This is a genomic window from Curtobacterium sp. C2H10 (assembly GCF_025407985.1).
Lineage (GTDB): Bacteria > Actinomycetota > Actinomycetes > Actinomycetales > Microbacteriaceae > Curtobacterium.
The window spans coordinates 189,966-207,008 of the sequence record NZ_JABXGF010000001.1 but is presented as its reverse complement, the minus strand read 5'-3'; the positions used below and the strand labels follow the sequence as shown (position 1 = coordinate 207,008).

The 17,043-nt window shown below is 73.6% G+C and carries 17 protein-coding genes; 11 read left to right on the top strand and 6 right to left on the bottom strand.

Translation table 11 applies throughout. The features are described from left to right. Positions 1-35: 35 nt before the first annotated feature. The 3 genes from HWD93_RS00980 to HWD93_RS00970 are packed head-to-tail and all read left to right on the top strand — an operon-like array spanning position 36 to position 4,875. Entirely contained in the window at positions 36-779 is a 744-nt protein-coding gene (locus HWD93_RS00980; RefSeq protein ID WP_261645765.1) for an ABC transporter ATP-binding protein, read from the top strand. After that, a complete protein-coding gene (locus tag HWD93_RS00975; protein ID WP_261645764.1) occupies positions 776-2,110 on the top strand; it encodes a hypothetical protein in 1,335 nt (444 codons plus the stop codon). The genes HWD93_RS00980 and HWD93_RS00975 overlap by 4 nt, the downstream gene beginning before the upstream one ends. Positions 2,111-2,130: 20 nt before the next feature. Beyond that, positions 2,131-4,875 (top strand): LuxR family transcriptional regulator, encoded by a 2,745-nt coding sequence (locus tag HWD93_RS00970; protein ID WP_261645763.1) that lies wholly within the window; start codon positions 2,131-2,133, stop codon positions 4,873-4,875. 16 nt (positions 4,876-4,891) lie between these two features. Here the strand turns inward: HWD93_RS00970 and HWD93_RS00965 are convergent, their stop codons facing one another. After that, on the bottom strand, positions 4,892-5,767 hold the full coding sequence (locus HWD93_RS00965; RefSeq protein WP_261645762.1) for a helix-turn-helix domain-containing protein: 876 nt from the start codon (positions 5,765-5,767) through the stop codon (positions 4,892-4,894). Positions 5,768-5,949: 182 nt separating this feature from the next. Here HWD93_RS00965 and HWD93_RS00960 point away from each other — a divergent pair, with 182 nt between their 5' ends. Next, complete coding sequence (locus tag HWD93_RS00960) at positions 5,950-6,498, top strand: hypothetical protein (protein WP_261645761.1); 549 nt, start codon at positions 5,950-5,952, stop codon at positions 6,496-6,498. 132 nt (positions 6,499-6,630) lie between these two features. On the opposite strand, the gene HWD93_RS00955 is transcribed toward HWD93_RS00960, so the two are convergent. Then, positions 6,631-7,665: a zinc-binding alcohol dehydrogenase family protein gene (locus tag HWD93_RS00955; protein WP_261645760.1), complete on the bottom strand. Its 1,035-nt coding sequence runs from the start codon at positions 7,663-7,665 to the stop codon at positions 6,631-6,633. 230 nt (positions 7,666-7,895) lie between these two features. Between HWD93_RS00955 and HWD93_RS00950 the strand changes: the two genes are divergently transcribed. Continuing rightward, on the top strand, positions 7,896-8,024 hold the full coding sequence (locus HWD93_RS00950; protein ID WP_261645759.1) for a hypothetical protein: 129 nt from the start codon (positions 7,896-7,898) through the stop codon (positions 8,022-8,024). Continuing rightward, complete coding sequence (locus tag HWD93_RS00945) at positions 8,021-8,179, top strand: hypothetical protein (RefSeq protein WP_175473759.1); 159 nt, start codon at positions 8,021-8,023, stop codon at positions 8,177-8,179. The genes HWD93_RS00950 and HWD93_RS00945 overlap by 4 nt, the downstream gene beginning before the upstream one ends. A gap of 59 nt (positions 8,180-8,238) precedes the next feature. On the opposite strand, the gene HWD93_RS00940 is transcribed toward HWD93_RS00945, so the two are convergent. The 3 genes from HWD93_RS00940 to HWD93_RS00930 all read right to left on the bottom strand — a co-directional run bounded on the left by HWD93_RS00940 (position 8,239) and on the right by HWD93_RS00930 (position 12,267). Further along, the gene (locus HWD93_RS00940; RefSeq protein ID WP_261645758.1) at positions 8,239-9,117 is read right to left on the bottom strand and encodes an aldo/keto reductase; all 879 of its coding nucleotides are present in this window, start codon (positions 9,115-9,117) and stop codon (positions 8,239-8,241) included. A 40-nt stretch (positions 9,118-9,157) separates the two neighbouring features. Next, positions 9,158-11,323, bottom strand: coding sequence for an MFS transporter (locus HWD93_RS00935; RefSeq protein WP_261645757.1), 2,166 nt, complete (start codon positions 11,321-11,323; stop codon positions 9,158-9,160). 125 nt (positions 11,324-11,448) lie between these two features. Beyond that, positions 11,449-12,267: an alpha/beta fold hydrolase gene (locus HWD93_RS00930; protein WP_071295132.1), complete on the bottom strand. Its 819-nt coding sequence runs from the start codon at positions 12,265-12,267 to the stop codon at positions 11,449-11,451. Positions 12,268-12,471: 204 nt separating this feature from the next. Here HWD93_RS00930 and HWD93_RS00925 point away from each other — a divergent pair, with 204 nt between their 5' ends. Both HWD93_RS00925 and HWD93_RS00920 read left to right on the top strand, forming a co-directional pair. Then, complete coding sequence (locus HWD93_RS00925) at positions 12,472-12,876, top strand: heme-binding protein (protein WP_261645756.1); 405 nt, start codon at positions 12,472-12,474, stop codon at positions 12,874-12,876. 79 nt (positions 12,877-12,955) lie between these two features. Then, positions 12,956-13,477 (top strand): hypothetical protein, encoded by a 522-nt coding sequence (locus tag HWD93_RS00920; RefSeq protein ID WP_261645755.1) that lies wholly within the window; start codon positions 12,956-12,958, stop codon positions 13,475-13,477. 14 nt (positions 13,478-13,491) lie between these two features. Here HWD93_RS00920 and HWD93_RS00915 read toward each other — a convergent pair whose 3' ends face one another. Further along, complete coding sequence (locus tag HWD93_RS00915; RefSeq protein ID WP_175473760.1) at positions 13,492-13,638, bottom strand: hypothetical protein; 147 nt, start codon at positions 13,636-13,638, stop codon at positions 13,492-13,494. Between the two features lie 68 nt (positions 13,639-13,706). Here HWD93_RS00915 and HWD93_RS00910 point away from each other — a divergent pair, with 68 nt between their 5' ends. From HWD93_RS00910 to HWD93_RS00900, 3 genes are all read left to right on the top strand, one after another. Beyond that, entirely contained in the window at positions 13,707-15,281 is a 1,575-nt protein-coding gene (locus HWD93_RS00910; protein ID WP_261645754.1) for a sodium:proton antiporter, read from the top strand. 126 nt (positions 15,282-15,407) lie between these two features. After that, positions 15,408-16,289: an alpha/beta fold hydrolase gene (locus HWD93_RS00905; protein WP_071303557.1), complete on the top strand. Its 882-nt coding sequence runs from the start codon at positions 15,408-15,410 to the stop codon at positions 16,287-16,289. A gap of 12 nt (positions 16,290-16,301) precedes the next feature. Further along, entirely contained in the window at positions 16,302-17,039 is a 738-nt protein-coding gene (locus HWD93_RS00900; RefSeq protein WP_071295137.1) for a hypothetical protein, read from the top strand. Positions 17,040-17,043 lie beyond the last annotated feature (4 nt).

The following is a 17,043-nucleotide window of genomic DNA, read 5'->3' as shown; positions in this document are numbered from 1 at the left end:
GGCGCACGGCCTTCCTCGCTGGCTAGCCTGCGACGGTGCAGCGAGACCCTGATGACCGACCCATCGTGCGCGCCCGCGACGTCGAGCACGCCTATCCCGGTCGCGCGGCCGAGCCGGTCCTGCGCGGGGTGTCGCTCGACGTCCAGCGCGGCGAGATGCTGGCGGTCGTCGGCCCGAGCGGCTCCGGCAAGAGCACGCTGCTCGCGTGCCTGTCGGGTCTGGAACGCCCGCTCCGGGGCACCGTGGAGATCGACGGCACCGACATCGGCCCGCTCTCGCGGCAGCGGTCGGCCCGGTTCCGACGCGGTCGGGTCGGCTTCGTCTTCCAGTCGTACAACCTGCTCCCGGCACTCACCGCCCGGGAGAACGTGGCGCTGCCGGCACGCCTGGCGAAACGCCCCGCTGATCGCCGGACGGTCGACGCCGCCCTGGACGCCGTCGGCATGCTCGACTCCGCACACCGGTACCCGGATTCGATGTCCGGCGGACAGCAGCAGCGCGTGGCGATCGCCCGGACGCTCGTCGCACGGCCGCAGGTGGTGTTCGCCGACGAACCGACCGGGGCGCTCGACACGGTGGCCGGCGGCGCGGTGCTCGACCTGCTGCGGCACACCGCCTCGGGGCAGCGTTCGGTCGTCATGGTGACGCACGACCTCGCGGCCGCGGCGCGGGCCGACCGCGCGATCGTCCTGCGGGACGGCATCGTCCACGCGGAGCTGGTCGCACCGGACGTCGACGCGCTCTTCGACTCGATCGAGCGTGCGTCGGTACGCGCATGATCCTCGTCCGACTGGCGGCAGCCGATCTCCGCACGTCGTGGCGCGTCTGGGCCGGCCTGTGCGCGGTGTCCGCGGTCGCCGCACTGGCCGGCAGCGTCCCCGGTGTGCTCGTGGTCGGCGGCCTGCGGACACCCGGGGTCCGGGGGCTGGCGCTGCTGTCCATCGCGGGCACGACCGCCGCGTTCGGGCTCATCGCGATCCTCGTGGTGGTGTCCGCCGTGGTGCGGCTCACCGCGGGGCTCCTGGAGCGGACGTACGCCCTCTGGCAGCTGGCCGGCGTCACTCCTCGAGGGGTCCGTGTGACGGTGCTCGTCCAGACCGCACTCGTCGCCGTGCTCGGCGCCGTGGTCGGAGCGGCCGCGGCTGGCGCCGTCGTCCCGGCCGCCGTCGACGCCGCCCTGGCCGGAGCCTCCGGACTCGACGGGGTCCGGGTGGCCGCTTCCTGGGCCGAGGCCGTCGTCGTCGTCGGGCTGACGGTCACCGCCGCGGTCGTCGCCGGGCTCTCGGGGAGCCGCCGCGCCGCCACGACCCCGACGCTGCTCGGTGTCGGACCGGGTGTGCGCGGACGTCGACCGCCGATCCTCCGTGCCACGGTCGCGGCACTGCTGACGGCGCTCGCGGCGAGCATGCTCGCCGGACTCCCGGCGTCCGTACCGGACGGCGCGGCGTCGGCACTCCTCATCGGTCCGGTGCTGGTCGCGGTGGTCGCCGTCCTCGGCAGGTCGGTCGGTGCACCCGTCGTCCGGCTCTGGACGGCGGCGGTGCCGGCGAGCGCGTCGGTGTCCTTCGCTCTCGCGCGCGCAGCTGTCCGGCGGGCTGCGGCTCGGAGCGACACGACGCTCGCGGCGCTCCTGGTGGCCGTGGCCCTGCCGACGGCGCTCGTCGGGGGTCAGCGGACGGCGGCGACCGCGATCGGAGACGACGCGACCGGGAGCGGCTCAGCGGTGACGACCGTCCTCGTCCTCAGCGGCCCGGTCCTGCTCGCCGCCGTCGGGGCCGCGGCGACGGCGGCGATGGCCGCTCGGGACCGCGCGCAGGAGCGCGAGCAGCTCCTGGCCGTCGGCGCGACCCCGGCCTTACCGGTGGCCGTCGCGGCACTCGAGGGTGTCGTCCTCGGGGTGAGCGGCACGCTCATCGCCGCGGCCACCGTGGGCGTCTCCGTCATCGCGGAGTGGGCGGTGCTCGTCGGGCGGTACCCGTCGACCAGGCCGATCGTCCCCGTCGCGGTCCTGGTGGTGATCGGCGCGCTGTGCACGGCTCTCGTCGTGCTGTCGACCCTCCTGCCGGCCGTGCCGGGGCGGACACGGAGGAGTACCTCGCCGGGCGACTGACGGCGACGTATGCTCACACCGTGCCCGAACGTGCCTCGCAACTGGTCGGCCGCGAGGCCGAACTCCTCGTCCTGGCCGGTGCCCTGGACCACGCCCGGCGGGGGCACGGTACCGCGGTCCTGGTCGACGGCGATCCCGGCATCGGCAAGAGCGCGCTGCTCGAGACCGTCGCCGCGGACGCCACCGCGGACGTCCGGTTCGTCCTCCGTGCCCGTGGGGTCCGCAGCGGGACCGAGATCCCGTTCGGCGGCCTGCACGAGCTGCTCCACCCGCTCCTGCCCTTCGCGGCCGCCCTCCCCGATCGTCAGGCCTCGGCCCTCGACGTCGCCTTCGGCCGTCGTGACGGACCGGCCCCCGACCGGCTCCTGCTCGGCATCGCCGTGCTCGGGCTGCTCGAGGAGGCGAGCAGTCACGGCACCGTGGTGGCACTCGTCGACGATCTGCACTGGACGGACCGGACCTCGCTCGAGGCGCTCCTCTTCGTCGCATCGCGGGTCCGCGGACTCCCCGTCCTCCTCGTCGCGACGACCCGGAGCGGTACCCCTGTCGGTGACCACGAGGACGCGTTCCCGACCGTGCTCCACGTCGGCCCGCTCGACGACGCCGCGGCGGACCGACTGCTCACCGACGTCGCGGACCACCTGCCGACCGGGGAACGGGCACGGGTGCGTCGGGAGTCGTACGGCAACCCGCTCGCCCTGCTCGAGTTCTCCGCGCCCGTCGCCGGCACTGCGCGCGGACCACTGTCCGAACGCATGTCCGCCCGACTCGAGCGGACGTTCCTCGCCGGTGTCCTGCTGCTCCCGGAGACGACCCAGCGGGCGTTGCTCGTCGCGGTCGCCGGAGAGGACGCCACCGCACGGGAGCTCGAGCAGGCACTCGTGGGTGTCGGACTCGGCGCAGGCGAGTTGGCGACCCTCGAGCGCGAGGGTCTGCTGCGGCGTGACGGCGACCGGTTCGTGCCACGGCACCCGCTGGTGGGGTCGGCGCACTACGACGCCGCCGATCCGGTCCGTCGGCGCGAGGTCCACCACGCCCTGGCACTGGCGGTCCGTTCGCCCAGTCGCCGTGCGATCCACCGGGCCGAGGCGACGACCGGCCTCGACGAGGCGGTCGCCGCCGAGCTCGACGCCGTGGCGAGTGCTGCGCTCCGGCAAGGCGCCCCCGCCGAGGCGGCATCCGCGTGGCGGCGAGCCGCCGACCTCTCGCCCGACCCGACCCAGCAGGCGAACCGGTTGGTGGAGGCCGCCGAGGCGGCCCGACGCGCCGGCGCCTCGGGTGAGGCGTCCGCCTTGCTCGACCGTGCCAAGCCGCTCACCGATCTGTCGGACGGCCGCACACAGCACCGGTTCGCGCGCGCGGAGTGGATGCTGAGCATGACCGCGGATCACCGCGGTCGGACGGCCGAGGAGCTCGTGGCGTTCGCGACGACCCGGGCAGATCCGACCGAGCGTGCCGAGGTCCTGCTGTGGGCGGCGGCGAAGTGCTACATCCACCAGGAGGCGGACGCCGTCCGAGCGCTCGTGGCCGCCACGGTGGAGGACGTCGACCACGCTCCGGGCGGACGCGGGGACGCCGACGACGCGGTGCTCGCCGAGGTGGCACTCGCCCTCGTCCGTCCCGGGCAGCGTCTCGACGAGCGCACCGTGGACCGGTTCCTCGCCCGTGCACAGGCGACCGACGGCGTCATCGTGAACTGCCTGGCGTTCGCCGCCGAGGAGTCCGGCGACATGGCCACGTCGGACCGGTGCTGGACCGCTGGCGTCCGGCTGTTCCACGATGCGGCACGCACGAGCGACGAGACCACCGCTCTATGCGGACGTGCCTCACCCCGCGTCACGGCGGGCCACCTCACCGACGGGCTCGCCGACGCGGATCGCGCGGAGCGTCTCAGCCGCGAGCTCGATCTCCCGGTGGTCGCCGGGATGGCGCTCTCCGAGGCGGCTCGGGCCCTCGTGCGCGCCGGGGACACGGCCACGGCCCGGACACGACTCGCGGCCCTGGACGAGATCCCGGTGGCCGGCGCCTTCGCGCGCATCGTCGCGACCGCCGCGTGGGCGGCAGCACTCATCGCCGTCGACGAGGGACGCCACGAGGACGCCGTGGCACACCAGGTGCGCACACGGGCGAACGGCGCGGTGGCGCTGTGGGCGGGCGCCGACGTGGTCGAGTCGGCGGTCCGCGCGGGCGACACCGACTCGGTCCGCGCCTGGCTGGCGGACGCCGCCGCGGCGGCCGCCACGACCGGCTCGCCGCACCTCGCGCTGCTCGTCGAGCGGACGCGCGGTCTCCTCGCACCGGACGACGAGACGGCCCTCGGGCACCTCGCCGCGGCGGTCGACCTCGGTTCGGCGATCGACACACCGTTCGACCTCGCGGTCGCGCGACTGCACCTGGGTGAACGGCTGCGGCGCGTCCGCCGGATCGTCGATGCACGTCAGCACCTGTCCGAGGCGGCCCGGCTGTTCGACCGCATCGGCGCCCGCAACTGGGCCGCGCGCGCCGCGTCCGAACTCCGGGCGACCGGTGGACAGTCGACGGACCGGACGTCGACGGACCGGGCGCCGGCTCGACTCCTCACCGCGCAGGAGCTCCTCGTGTCGCGTATGGCGGCGACCGGGCGCACCAACAAGGAGATCGCGGACGAGGTCTACCTCTCGCACCGGACGGTCGCGGCGCACCTGTCCCGGGCGTTCACGAAGCTCGGCATCAGCAGACGGTCCCAGCTGGCCGGTGCGCTGCGGCCCTCGGACCGTTCCGACTGAGGGCGCGAGCAGACGGTCACGCCACGCGTCCGACCTCGCTGTCGGCCGAGCGAGCGCCGAGACCGCGGCGCATCGCGGTGAACCGCTGCAACGCCAGGGCCGCCGCCGTCCCCGGTTCGGCGGTCAGGGTCATCACCGACCGCCCGCTGCCGCCCGGGACGGCCAGCGAGTGGCACGTGAGCTCGACCGGTTCGGCGGTGCCGAGTCGGATCCGAGCGACCCACGTGACCTGCTGCTCGACGTCGTGCCGGGCCCACAGTTCCCGGAAGGTCGCGTCCCGGATCGCCAGGGTCCCGACGACCTCGCGGTGACGGGCGTTCCTCGGATCACCGTGGAACCGCAGGTTGGCGACCGCCCGTCGGGCGTCGTCCTCCCAGTCGATGACCTCGGCGCGCGCGCGGTCGGTGAACAGGTGGAACAGGAAGTTCGACCCTGGCAGCAGCCGCGGCCTGATCGCCCGGGCCAACGTGTTCGACGCCAGGACGTCCTGCTCCGCGCTCATGAGCATCGCGGGCACGCCGGACAGCCCGTCGACGAGCTCGAGCAGTGCGGGCTCGACCGGTGCGGGCGGTCCCGCCCCGTCGTCGGTGGTGCTCCCGGTCGGGCCGCCCTCGTCGAGTCGGGCGAGCCGGTGCATGTGCTCGAGCGCGACGTCGTCGAGGCGCAGGGCCCGCACGATCGCGCCGAGCACCTGGTGCGAGGGCCTCCGGTCCCGGCCCTGCTCGAGCCGGAGGTAGTACTCCTGGCTGATCCCGGCCAGTCCCGCCACCTCGCTGCGGCGGAGTCCCGGCACCCGCCGAGCCCGTGAGGAGTCGATGCCCACGTCGGCCGGTCGGACGAGGGCCCGGCGTGCGCGGAGGTACTCGCCGAGGAAGGAGGTCTGAGCGGGCATCGTGTCTCCCGGGTCGTGGCGAGCGTTCCCGGGACGTCCGGCAACCGTGCTCCACGTTGCCGCTGGTCGTCCCCTCCGGGCATCGGTCGAATGACCACATGTCGGCGGCTCGACCGGATCGCGCCGATGGTGTCCCCGCCGGGGACACGATGCCGTCGACACCCGGGCCGTACGCTCCGTCCGTGAGCACGGACGACGGGGTCGACCACCCACGAGCACTGCTCGGCAGGCTCGTGCTGCCGTGGCGGACGGTCCCCGCGGTCGTCTACGACCGACACCTGACCGTCCGGGTGGCGAACGCGTTGGCCGGGGCCGTGCACCCGACGTTCCGGTCCGGTGCGAACCTCGCGCGGGCGACGTTCCTGCGGCCTGAGGGCGACGAGGCGTTCCGCGCGTCGTCGGAGACGGCGGAGGCGGTGCCGCTCGGCGCCCGCGTCGTCGCGGAGCTGCGGCGCTCCCTCGACGAGCACGAGGAGGACCGCGGGTACGTCGAACTGGTCGGGGAGCTCGCGGCCCGGAGCGACGCCTTCGCTCGACTCTGGGCTGGGCCGGACACTGCGGATCCGGACGGGGTCGTCGGCTTCGACAACCCCGTGGTCGGTCACCTGGCCCTCGCCTACCACCGGTTCGCGGTGCCCGGCCCGGACGGCGACACGCTGCTGTTGTGGCGTGGCGCGGACGAGCAGTCCGCCCGCCGCCTGTCGAGCCTCGCCGACAGCCTCGCCGACTGACAGCCTCGCCGACTGACAGCCCCCGCCGCGGCCACCCCACCCGGCCCGGCTGACCGGTCCCGCCCGGCCGAACGGTCCCGCCCGGCCGAACGGTCCCGCCCGGCTGACCGGACCCGGCCCACCGCGCACGCCTCAGCGCGCGACGACGACCTTTCCGATCGCGGTCCCGCCCGCCACCTGACGGTGCGCTTCGCGGAGGCCGGCCGGGTCGAGCCCCCGGACGACCGACGTCGCGGTGGTCCGCACGCGACCCGCGTCCACGAGGTCCGCCAGCGCATCGAGGAGCAGGCCCTGCTCGCCCATGTCCGGCGTCCCGAACGCCGATCGGGTGAACATGAGTTCCCAGTGCCAGGCGATCGACTTCCGCTTGAGCGGGTAGAGGTCGAGCCCGCGCGGGTCGTCGATCGCGGTGATCTGGCCGAACGGGCGGACCAGATCGGCGAAGGTGGTGACGTTGCCCGCCGAGTGCGCGGTGAAGACGTAGTCGACCCCGTCCGGCGCGACCGACCGCACGCCGCCGACGAGGTCGTGGTGGTCCACGACGTGGTCGGCTCCCATCGACGACACCCAGTCGCGGCTCTCGGAGCGGCCGGCGGTCCCGAGCACCGTGAGGCCGGTGCGCGCCTTCGCGAGCTGGACGAGCACCGACCCGACACCGCCGGGTGCTCCGACGACGAGCAGGGTGCCGGTACTCGACTCCGTCAGGCGGAACCGGTCGAACAGTGTCTCCCAGGCGGTGATCCCCGTGAGCGGGAGCGCCGCGGCCTCGGCGTGGTCCAGCGTCGCGGGGCGGCGACCGACGAGGCGTTCGTCCACGAGGTGCAGCTCGGCGTTCGTCCCCGGGCGGTCGAGGGTGCCGGCGTACCACACGGCGTCACCGACGGAGAACCGGGTGACCTCCGAGCCGACCGCCTCGACGACGCCGGAGGCGTCCCAGCCCAGTTGCTTCGTCCCGGACCGCAGGCCCTGCCGGGTCTTCGTGTCCACCGGGTTCACCGACACCGCCTCGACCCGGACGAGCAGGTCGTGCGGGCGGACCGGGTGGAGGGGGACGTCGCGGACGACGAACGCGTCCTCGTCGCGGACCGAGCGTCCGCCCTGGGCGAGGAACGCACGGGTCGTGGTCGGGACGTCCCGTCCGGTTCGGTGTGTGGCAGTGTCGGTCATGGCGGTCCTCCGTGCGGGTCGCGTCGGCGGGTGACCGACCGGAGGCGCGGATCGCCTCGTGCAGGCACGGTACGTCCGCACGTGGCCGGTCCGCGTGGCTCCGTCGGGGACACGCTCGCGCCGCCTGTCCCTGCGAGGGGATGGTCCTCGGGGGGACACGTGCGGAGCACCCCACCGGCCGTAGCGTCCTCGGTGTCGCGACGACGTGACCCCGACCGAGGAGACCTGCGATGACGATCTCGTTCCCGCCCCTGCCCGCCGTGCTGCACGTTGGAGCGGGAGCCGCCACCCCTGCCGTGCAGACCCTGCTCCTGCCCGTGCCGACGCCCGCGACCGAACGGCCGGGGGTCCGGCGGTGAACCCGCTGCGGGCGGTCCTGCACGTGCTCAGGGCGGACCCGGACCAGTGGCGTCGACGCGGGCTCCGGTCCCCGCGCGAGATCGCCGTGCTGGTGGCGGAGCGGTCGCTCCCCGACGATCCGTCGTACCGGGACTTCTTCGTCCCGTCCCCGTGACCCGGGCGCACGGCGAACGGCCCGGCCCCGAGGGGCCGGGCCGTCTGACGTACCGGGCGTCAGGCTGCGCCGTCGAGCACCGCGACGTCCCTCGGGGACAGGACGACCGACGCCGCCGCGACGTTCTCCTCGAGGTGGTCCACGCTGGACGTCCCGGGGATCGGCAGCACGTTCGGAGCGTGCTGCAGCAACCACGCGAGGGCCACCTGCGACGGTGAGGCGCCGGCCCGTGCCGCCATCGCCCCGAGTGCTCCGGCGCCGCGCGTGAGGCCGCCGGTCGCCAACGGGAACCACGGGATGAAGCCGATGCCGAGTTCCGCGGTGACCCGGACCAGGTCCTCGGAGGAACGCTCGACCAGGTTGTACAGGTTCTGCACCGTGGCGATCGGCAGGATCCGCTGCGCGGCGAGGAGCTCCGGAACGCTCACCTCGCTCAGGCCGACGTGCCGGATGAGTCCCTCGGCGCGGAGTGCCGCGAGGGTCCCGAGCTGCTCGTCGAGCGGCACCCGCTGGTCGATGCGGTGCAACTGGTACAGGTCGATCCGCTCGAGTCGCAGGCGGCGGAGGCTGCCCTCGACGGCGGCGCGCAGGTGCTCCGGGCGACCGTCGACGACCCATTCGCCCCGTGGTCCCCGGACGAACCCGCCCTTCGTCGCGATGACGACGTCCGATCGGTACGGGGCCAGCGCCTCGCCGATGAGTCGTTCCGCGACCTCGGGGCCGTAGGCGTCCGCGGTGTCGACGAGCGTCACGCCCAGCTCGACGGCGCGCCGGAGCACGGCGCGGGCGCCCTCCGGGTCGCGGGACGGGCCGAAGGCATTCCGGCCGGCGAGCTGCATCGAGCCGAACCCGAGTCGGGCGACGGGCAGGTCCCCGCCGATCAGGAATGTACCGGCGGCGGCGGCTGAGACGCCGTGGAGATCGGTGGTGGTGGTCATGGTGGTCCTGTTCGTTGACGTGGAGTGACCGGGAAGGGGGTCACGCGGTGTGGACTGCCGCGCGCTCCCTCCGGGACCGCGCGGTCAGACCGATCCCGGCGGCGACGGCCGCGATCGCCACGACCGCGGCGTACGCGGCGCCGACGCCGGCGAGTCCGACGGCGCCGGTGAAGAACCCGGCGACGAGCACCGGAACCCCGTAGGCGGCGTACGCGACGAGGTAGACGGCGGCGAAGAGGCCGCCGCGGGTCGCGTTGTCGGCGAGTGGTCCGAGGATCCGCAGGGAGGAGCCGAACGCGGCGCCCTGGCCCGACCCGCCGACGACGGCGGCCACGACGAGCAGCGGGAGGTCCGCGGAGAGGATCGCCGACCCGGCGCCGATCGCGCCGAGCAGCAGCAGCGCGGCGCCGACCGCGGTCGCGATCCGGGCGGTGGCGCGTGAGAAGAGCATGCCGGACACCGCGGCGGCCGCCGGTTGCAGCGCGACGACGGCCGCGCTGGCGGTCCCGCCGTCGATGCCGAACACGCCGTCGTCGAGACGTGGGCCGAGTCCGAGGAACAGCCCGGAGAACATCCAGCCGGCGACCGTCAGCGGGGCGAGCACGGCGAACCACGCTCGCGCTGCACCGGGCACCGCGAGCACCGGCCGCAGGGACATGAGTGCGCCGGCGTGCCGGTCAGCGGTCTCGTCGGCCGCGAGGACCGCGGCGATGCCGACGAGCAGGACGACCCCGAGGGTCAGGAAGACGGCGGCGGTGGGGTCCGGGGCGAACTGTGCCGCGATCCCGCCTCCGAACGCCCCGAGCGCGAGCCCGCCGACGGGAGCGGCACTCGTCAGCACGGTCATCGTGCGACGGTGTCGTTCGCTCGACAGCTCGATGATGGCCGCCGCGAACGTACTGGTGGCGGCTCCCGTCGCGATCCCCTGCACGGCCCGCGCGGCGATCACCCACCCGATCGAGTCGGCGAGCAGGAACAGGACGCTCGCGATGAGCATGAGCACGAGCGCCCCGATGAGGACGGGCCGACGCCCGATGTGGTCGGACAGCCGTCCGGCCACGAGGAGTGTCCCGAGCAGGGTGACCGCGTACACCGTGAACGCCGTCGTCAGCTGCCAGTCGGGGAAGCCCCACGCCGACTGGTACACGACGAACAGCGGACTGCCGGCACCCGCTCCGAACGCCACCGCGACGGACGCGACGACGACGCCGATCAGGGCGAGGCGTCGGTACGGGGCCGAGGTGCGGCGGGAGCCACTCGACTCGGACCTGCGGAGCAGCCCCAGCGAGCGGACCGCGATGCTGCCGACGATGCCGGTCGCGACCGCGACGACGACCCAGGCGAGGACGGTCCCCAGGGTGCCCAGGCCGGCGGTGGAGAGCAGTCGAACCGCGTACGTGGCGCTCGCCGCCGTCGTGAACGTCATCGCCCAGAACCCGATCGCGAACCCGCTCCGGACGTACCGGCGCACGAGGAAGGCGTGTGGGAGCAGGAAGGCGACCATCGTGCCCGCGAGGGCGGTGTCGACGACGGAACCCGCGCCTCCCGTCATGGTCCACCAGGCGTTGCCGGCGACCGCCGGCGGCGCGGACAGGATGGCGAGCGTCGGCAGGAGCGGCGGCGGCACGGCGGGGCCGGTGGCGAACCGTGCGATGAGCACCGCGCCCACGAGCAGCCAGAACAGCACCCCGGTCGCGAAGTACCCCATCGCCAGGTCGTGGTGTCCGATCACGGCGAGTGACTGCGCACTGAGCAGCGAGCCTGCCACGGTCGGCAGCAGGTAGCCGCCGTGCAGTGAGGCGGCTTCACGGGGAGACGTGAGGAGATCGGTGACGAACCAGGCGCCGAAGGCGGTCGTGAGCGCCAGCATCGTCCAGACGCCGACGGCACCGGCGACGGGCGCCCAGGTCGCGAGGTGGGCGGCGAGCAGCGAGCCGACGGCGGGGACGAGCGCGGCGAACGGCCCGAGCACGGGGTGTCGGAGGTCGGCGCCGATGGCACGGAGCCCGCCGGGGCGGTGGAGGTACCGGACGATCGTGACGGCCCAGGCGATCGCGGCGGCGGCCCACAGGACCTCGCCGATCGCCGTGGGCGCACCGAGCAGGCTGCCGGCGGCCGTCCAGGTACCGGCGAGTCCGGCGGTGCCGAACGCGATGCCGAAGGTGTTCAGGGGGAGCCGGGGGTGGTGCGTGGCCGTGGTGTTCATCATGCCTCCTGTGGCGGTGCCGCTGTAACCATCCAGAGCGGTTGCGTATTCCGGGGCGCGAGCGGTGACGGACTGGAGGCGCGGTGCGGGCTGGCGCCGCGCCTCCAGTCCGGTGGTGGGTCGCGTCAGCCCTTGATCCAGGCGAGGACGTCCTGCTGCAGGACCGCGCGGTAGTCGCCGTGGATGCCGTGGGGGGCGCCGGGGTAGGTCTTGAGGGTGCCGTCGGCGACGAGCTCGATGGCCTTGCGTGCGGCGTCGTCGATGGGGACGATCTGGTCGTCCTCGCCGTGGTTGATGAGGATCGGCACGGTGAGCGCCCTCAGGTCCTCGCTCTGCTCGGTCTCGGAGAAGGCCTTGACGCAGTCGTACGCGGCGGACAGGTTCACGTTCTGGCCCTGGCGCCAGAAGTCGAGCTTCGCGCCGTACGAGACGTCGCGGCCGTGGTTGGCGCCGAAGAAGCTCTCGGAGAGGTCGAGCCAGAACTGCGACGCGTCCTCGAGGACGCCGGCACGGATGCCGTCGAACACGTCGATCGGGGAGCCCTCGGGGTTGCTGTCGGACTTCACCATGATCGGCGGGATCGCGCCGGCCGTGACGACCTTCGCGACGCGGCCGTTCGCGTACTGCGCGGCGTAGCGGACGACCTCGCCGCCGCCGGTGGAGTGTCCGAAGACGATCACGTCGTGCAGGTCGAGGTGCTCGATGAGCGCGGCGAGGTCCTTCGCGTACTGGTCGATGGTGTGGCCGACGGCGGTCTTCTCGGAACGGCCGTGGCCGCGGCGGTCGTGGGCGATGGTGCGGTAGCCGTTGTCGCTGAAGAACTTCAGTTCCGGCTGCCAGGCGTCGGAGCTGAGCGGCCAGCCGTGCGCGAAGACGATGGGCTGTCCCTCGCCCTGCTCGGTGTAGTACATCTCGATGCCGTCGGGAGTGGTGAACGTGGGCATTGCAGGCTCCTTGCGTCGTGGTCTGGTGCCGGACGAAGGTCGTCGGCGATCGTCACGCTAGGAGCGGTGCGCACGGCAGGGCGTGTCCCCGTCGGGACCACCCACGGCCTCCGGTGCGACCGCACGGGTGACCCGGGCGGGGACACGCTGCGACGGTGCGCGGTCCCTAGCGTCGGCTGCGTCCACGACGAAGGGAACCAGCCCATGACCGATCTCACCCTCACCCAGGCGCACGCCGCCATCGCCGCCGCCGAGGCGAAGGCCGCCGAACTCGGCGTCCCCTCGACCGTCACCGTCCTGGACCGGGGCGCACGCGTCGTCGCGGTCGCCCGGCAGGACGGCGCACCGCTGGTGTCCGTCGACGCCAGTGCCGCGAAGGCCCGCACCGCGGTGTCGTTCGGTGCCGCGTCCGGCGACCTGGCCGGCGCCGTCCAGCCCGGTGCACCGCTCTACTCGCTCGGGGCGGCCAGCCACGAGCCGCTCACGTTCGTCGCGGGCGGTGTCCCGGTGACCGACGCAGCCGGTTCCGTCATCGGTGCCGTGGGGTCGAGCGGCGGGTCCCCGGACCAGGACCTCGCGATCGCGGAAGCCGCGGTCGCCGCGCTCTGAACCACCGGTGTCCCCGCCCGCGCTGACTGGCCCGGGCGGGGACACGCACGTCCGGGGGCGGCCGATCTACCGTCCCGACATGCACACCGAGATCACCGAGTACACCGCCGACCGATTCTCCATCCCCATGGCGCAGCCCTTCGACGAGGTCGTCGCGGCGTTCGAGCTGGCCGTGCCGCCGCTCGACCAGACGAGCCTGACCGAAGCACTGGCGCGGCACCGCGACTGGGACACGGTCGAGACCTGGACCGAGCAGCACGCACCCCGTGGCTTCATCCGGTACTGGCGGAACGAACCGACCGCGTTGATGGCCATCGCCGGGCACCGGTCGTCGTGTGTCTCGTACCTGGTGGGGAACCACGTCGTCGCGGAACGGATGTACCGGTTCGACCCGCGCGTGATGGGGCTCGCGCCGTTCCGCGTGACCATCTCGCAGCGGCCCGGGGACCCGGTCCTGCTCACCGCCGACGTGCCGAGCGCGTCGTTCGGCTCCTTCGGTGACGGGCGCATCACCGCCGTGGCCCACGGTCTGGACCGCGAGTTCGCGGAGCTGCTCATCGCACTCGGCGCTCCGGTCCCCGAAGTCTTGGCGGAGCTGTGACGGCGTGCCCGTCGTCAGCGGACCTGCTCGACGACGCTCTCGCCGTGCGGTTCCCCGATCCGGACGACGGGATCCGCGAGGATCCGGGCGAGGGGGATCGACACCAGCCCGGTCGCGGGCGGCGTGTCCGGGGCGGAGGGGTCGCGACGGCGGCTGCGCATGGAGGAAGGCTAGGCACCCGCCGTGCCGGGCCGCGTGGCCGCGCCACGGTCACCCTGGAGCCGGCGCCGTGAGCATCGACGAGACCCTCACCTGGGTCGTCGCGTTCCTCGTCGTGACGGTCGCCGTCAGTGCAGCCGCACGGCGCGTGGGGTGGTCGGCCCCGCTGGCCCTCGTCGTCATCGGGGTCGCCGTGTCCTACGTGTCGGGTGTGCCGCGCGTGGACGTCGAACCGGACTTCGTCCTGTCGGTCCTGCTCCCGCCCCTGCTGTTCGCGGCGGCGCTGCAGACCTCGCTGTCGGACGTCCGTGCCCGGCGGGAATCGCTGTTGCTGCTGTCCGTCGGGCTCGTCGCGTTCACCACGCTGGTCGTCGGCGTCGTGACGTGGGCCGTGGTCCCGACCCTGACGCTGGCGGCGGCGTTCGCCTTCGGTGCCGTCGTGGCGCCGACCGACGCGGTGGCCGTCTCAGCCGTCACCCGGCGCGCACCGCTGCCGAGGCTGCTCGCCTCGGTCCTGGACGGGGAGAGCCTGCTCAACGACGCGACGGCGCTCGTCGCGTTGAACACCGCAGTGGTGGCCATCGTCGCGGTGTTCGACCCGGTCCGCGCCGCGGGCGAGTTCGTCCTCGCGGTGGTCGGCGGCATCGGCATCGGGTTGTCGGTCGCGTTCGTCATGGGCGCCGTCCGGAGGCGGCTCTCCGTCGCGGTGCTCGACACGAGCCTGTCCCTCGTCACGCCCTACGTCGCGTTCCTGCTCGCGCACGGCATCGGTGCATCGGGTCCACTCGCCGTCGTCGTCACCGGACTCTTCCTCGGGTACCGGGCGCCGGTCCTGCAGTCGGCCGAAGCCCGCCTGGCCGAGTCGCTCAACTGGCGCACCGTGCAGTTCCTGCTCGAGAACGCGGTGTTCCTGCTCATCGGACTCAGCCTGCCGGCGATCCTGCGCGGGGCCTTGTCGTCCGGGATCGGGCTGGGTCGCGCGCTGCTCGTGATCAGCGTGGTCCTCGTGACGCTGGTGGCCGCGCGGCTCGGCTGGAGCCTCGCCGTGACGGCGGTCTACCGATGGGGGCCGGCGCGGCTCCGACGCCGGAGCTGGCAGTGGCGCCTGGACCTGCCGGTCACCGTCGCGGGCGTCCGGGGGGTCGTCACCCTCGCCGCGGTGTTCCTGCTGCCCGAGCAGACGCCGCACCGGGCGTTCCTGCAGTTCCTCGCGTTCGTGGTCGTCGTCGCGACGCTCCTGCTCGGGCTCTCGCTGCCGTGGGTGATCCGCCGGGTCGCGCTGCCACCACCGAACCTCGACCAGGAACGGATGGAGACCCAGCTGCTCCTCGCCGAGGCCCGCGCCGAGAGCCTGCAGCTCGTCGACGGCCTCGACGACGGTGCCTACGACGACCGGGCCGTCGAACGCGTGCGGATCGACGCCGCCCTGCTGGGCGAGACGTTCGTCGGGGACGACGGGGTCCGAGCCGACCGTGCGGCCTCCTACGCGGAGCTGCGGATGCGCACGATCGCCGAAGAACGTCGAGCGGTCCTGCGCGCGCGCCGGGAGGGGCGCTACGCGGAGACCGCCGTCCGTGCGGTGCTGACCGTCCTCGACATCGAGGAAGCCGCGGTCCGCGCGACGCTCGCCGGCGACGTGGACTGACGGCCGGCCGGTGTCTGACCGTGTCCGGACCATGTCCCTGACGGGAGCACGCGGCGCTGTCCGCACCGCTCCTAGCGTCGACCTCGCCACCGACCACCCGGGTCGGTCGAACCCAGGGAGTCATCGATGAGCACCACGGAGACCACGGCCGGTCACACCGCCACCACCGTCCCGACCAGCACCGTGACCGCGGCGAACGGCACGACCTACGCCTACCGCCGGTTCGGGAGCAGCACCGACGGCGTCCCACTCGTCTTCCTCATGCACTTCCGCGGCAACCTCGACAACTGGGACCCGGCGCTCATCGACCCGATCGCGGCTCGGCGCGAGGTCGTCCTCGTGGACAACGCCGGCGTCGGCGCGTCGACCGGGACGGTCCCGACCACCGTGGGGCAGATGGCCACCGACCTGCTGGCCTTCACCGACGCCCTCGGCATCCGTCGGTTCGACGTCTTCGGGTTCTCGCTCGGCGGGTTCGTCGCCCAGGACCTGGCCCTCCTCCGACCGTGGGCGGTCCGCAGGCTCGTCCTCGCCGGGACGGGCCCCGCCGGTGCACCGTCGATGCACGGATGGCGGGAGGACATCGAGCGCGAATCACGGCACGACGTCCCCACGGCGGAGAGCCTCCTGTACATCTTCTTCGCGCACACGGACACGAGCCGGGCTCGTGGCGTCGACTTCCTCCGGCGGTTGGGCGCTCGGACCGAGGACCGCGATGCGCCGACCACCCCCGCTGTGCGCGACGCGCAGTACGACGCCGTGCTCGCCTGGGGCGTCCCGGACATCTCGAAGCTCGAGCGCTTGACCGGGATCCGGCAGCCGACGCTGGTGCTCCAGGGGGACGACGACCTGATGATCCGGACGCCCGGGAGCCACACGCTGGCCGGACTCATCCCGGACGCGCGCCTGCACGTGTTCCCCGACGCCGCCCACGCGTCGATCTTCCAGTACCCCGACGAGGCCGCTGCCATCGTCGAGGACTTCCTCACCGCGGCCACCGCCGCCTGACCCGGAGCGATCATGACCACCACCACGACCCTGCTCGACCGCATCCTCGACGCCCACGGCGGCAGCCGCTGGGCCGACGTCTCCACCATCTCGGCGAACCGACACTTCGGAGGCGCCTTCTGGGGCCTCAAGCAGGTTCCGGGGATCGCCGAGGAAGGTCGGTTCACCGTCGACCTCCGCCGCCAGCGCACGTCGCTCGAACACTTCGGCGCCGACGACCTCCGTACGGAGTTCACCGGCGACCACGTCGCGGTCGTCCGCACGACCGCGCACGGCGACGAGGTCGTCGAGGAACTCGCCGATCCGCGATCGTCGTTCCGCGGGCACGTGCTCGAGACGCCGTGGAACCGGCTGCAGCTCGCCTACTTCACCGGCTACGCCATGTGGACGTACAACACCGAGCCGTGGTCGTTCACGTTCCCCGGCGTCCGCGTCGAGGAAGTCGGCCCGTGGACCGAGCCGGACGGAGCCACGTGGGACCGCCTGCGCGTCACCTACCCCGACAGCATCGCGACCCACACCCCCACGCAGACCCTCTACGCCGATGCGGACGGCGTCCTGCGTCGCCGTGACTACGAGGTCGACATCGCCGGTGCCTCGCCGAGCGTCGAGTACATGACCGGCCAGACCTGGGTCGACGGCCTCCTGCTCGCCACCGAGCGCAACATCTTCGTCCGCGACGGAGACGGCCACGCGCTCCCGGAGCCGCTCATCGTCTCCATCGGCATCGACGACGTCGTCGTCGGGTGACCGG

What these genes read in the sequence shown, in the direction of transcription:
- HWD93_RS00905 (WP_071303557.1), top strand. Translation starts at nt 15,408, where the DNA reads ATGAGCACCACGGAGACCACGGCCGGTCACACCGCCACCACCGTCCCG.
- HWD93_RS00975 (WP_261645764.1), top strand. Translation starts at nt 776, where the DNA reads ATGATCCTCGTCCGACTGGCGGCAGCCGATCTCCGCACGTCGTGGCGC.
- HWD93_RS00965 (WP_261645762.1), bottom strand. Translation starts at nt 5,767, where the DNA reads ATGCCCGCTCAGACCTCCTTCCTCGGCGAGTACCTCCGCGCACGCCGG.
- HWD93_RS00915 (WP_175473760.1), bottom strand. Translation starts at nt 13,638, where the DNA reads ATGCGCAGCCGCCGTCGCGACCCCTCCGCCCCGGACACGCCGCCCGCG.
- HWD93_RS00955 (WP_261645760.1), bottom strand. Translation starts at nt 7,665, where the DNA reads ATGACCGACACTGCCACACACCGAACCGGACGGGACGTCCCGACCACG.
- HWD93_RS00925 (WP_261645756.1), top strand. Translation starts at nt 12,472, where the DNA reads ATGACCGATCTCACCCTCACCCAGGCGCACGCCGCCATCGCCGCCGCC.
- HWD93_RS00940 (WP_261645758.1), bottom strand. Translation starts at nt 9,117, where the DNA reads ATGACCACCACCACCGATCTCCACGGCGTCTCAGCCGCCGCCGCCGGT.
- HWD93_RS00920 (WP_261645755.1), top strand. Translation starts at nt 12,956, where the DNA reads ATGCACACCGAGATCACCGAGTACACCGCCGACCGATTCTCCATCCCC.
- HWD93_RS00930 (WP_071295132.1), bottom strand. Translation starts at nt 12,267, where the DNA reads ATGCCCACGTTCACCACTCCCGACGGCATCGAGATGTACTACACCGAG.
- HWD93_RS00950 (WP_261645759.1), top strand. Translation starts at nt 7,896, where the DNA reads ATGACGATCTCGTTCCCGCCCCTGCCCGCCGTGCTGCACGTTGGAGCG.
- HWD93_RS00900 (WP_071295137.1), top strand. Translation starts at nt 16,302, where the DNA reads ATGACCACCACCACGACCCTGCTCGACCGCATCCTCGACGCCCACGGC.
- HWD93_RS00935 (WP_261645757.1), bottom strand. Translation starts at nt 11,323, where the DNA reads ATGAACACCACGGCCACGCACCACCCCCGGCTCCCCCTGAACACCTTC.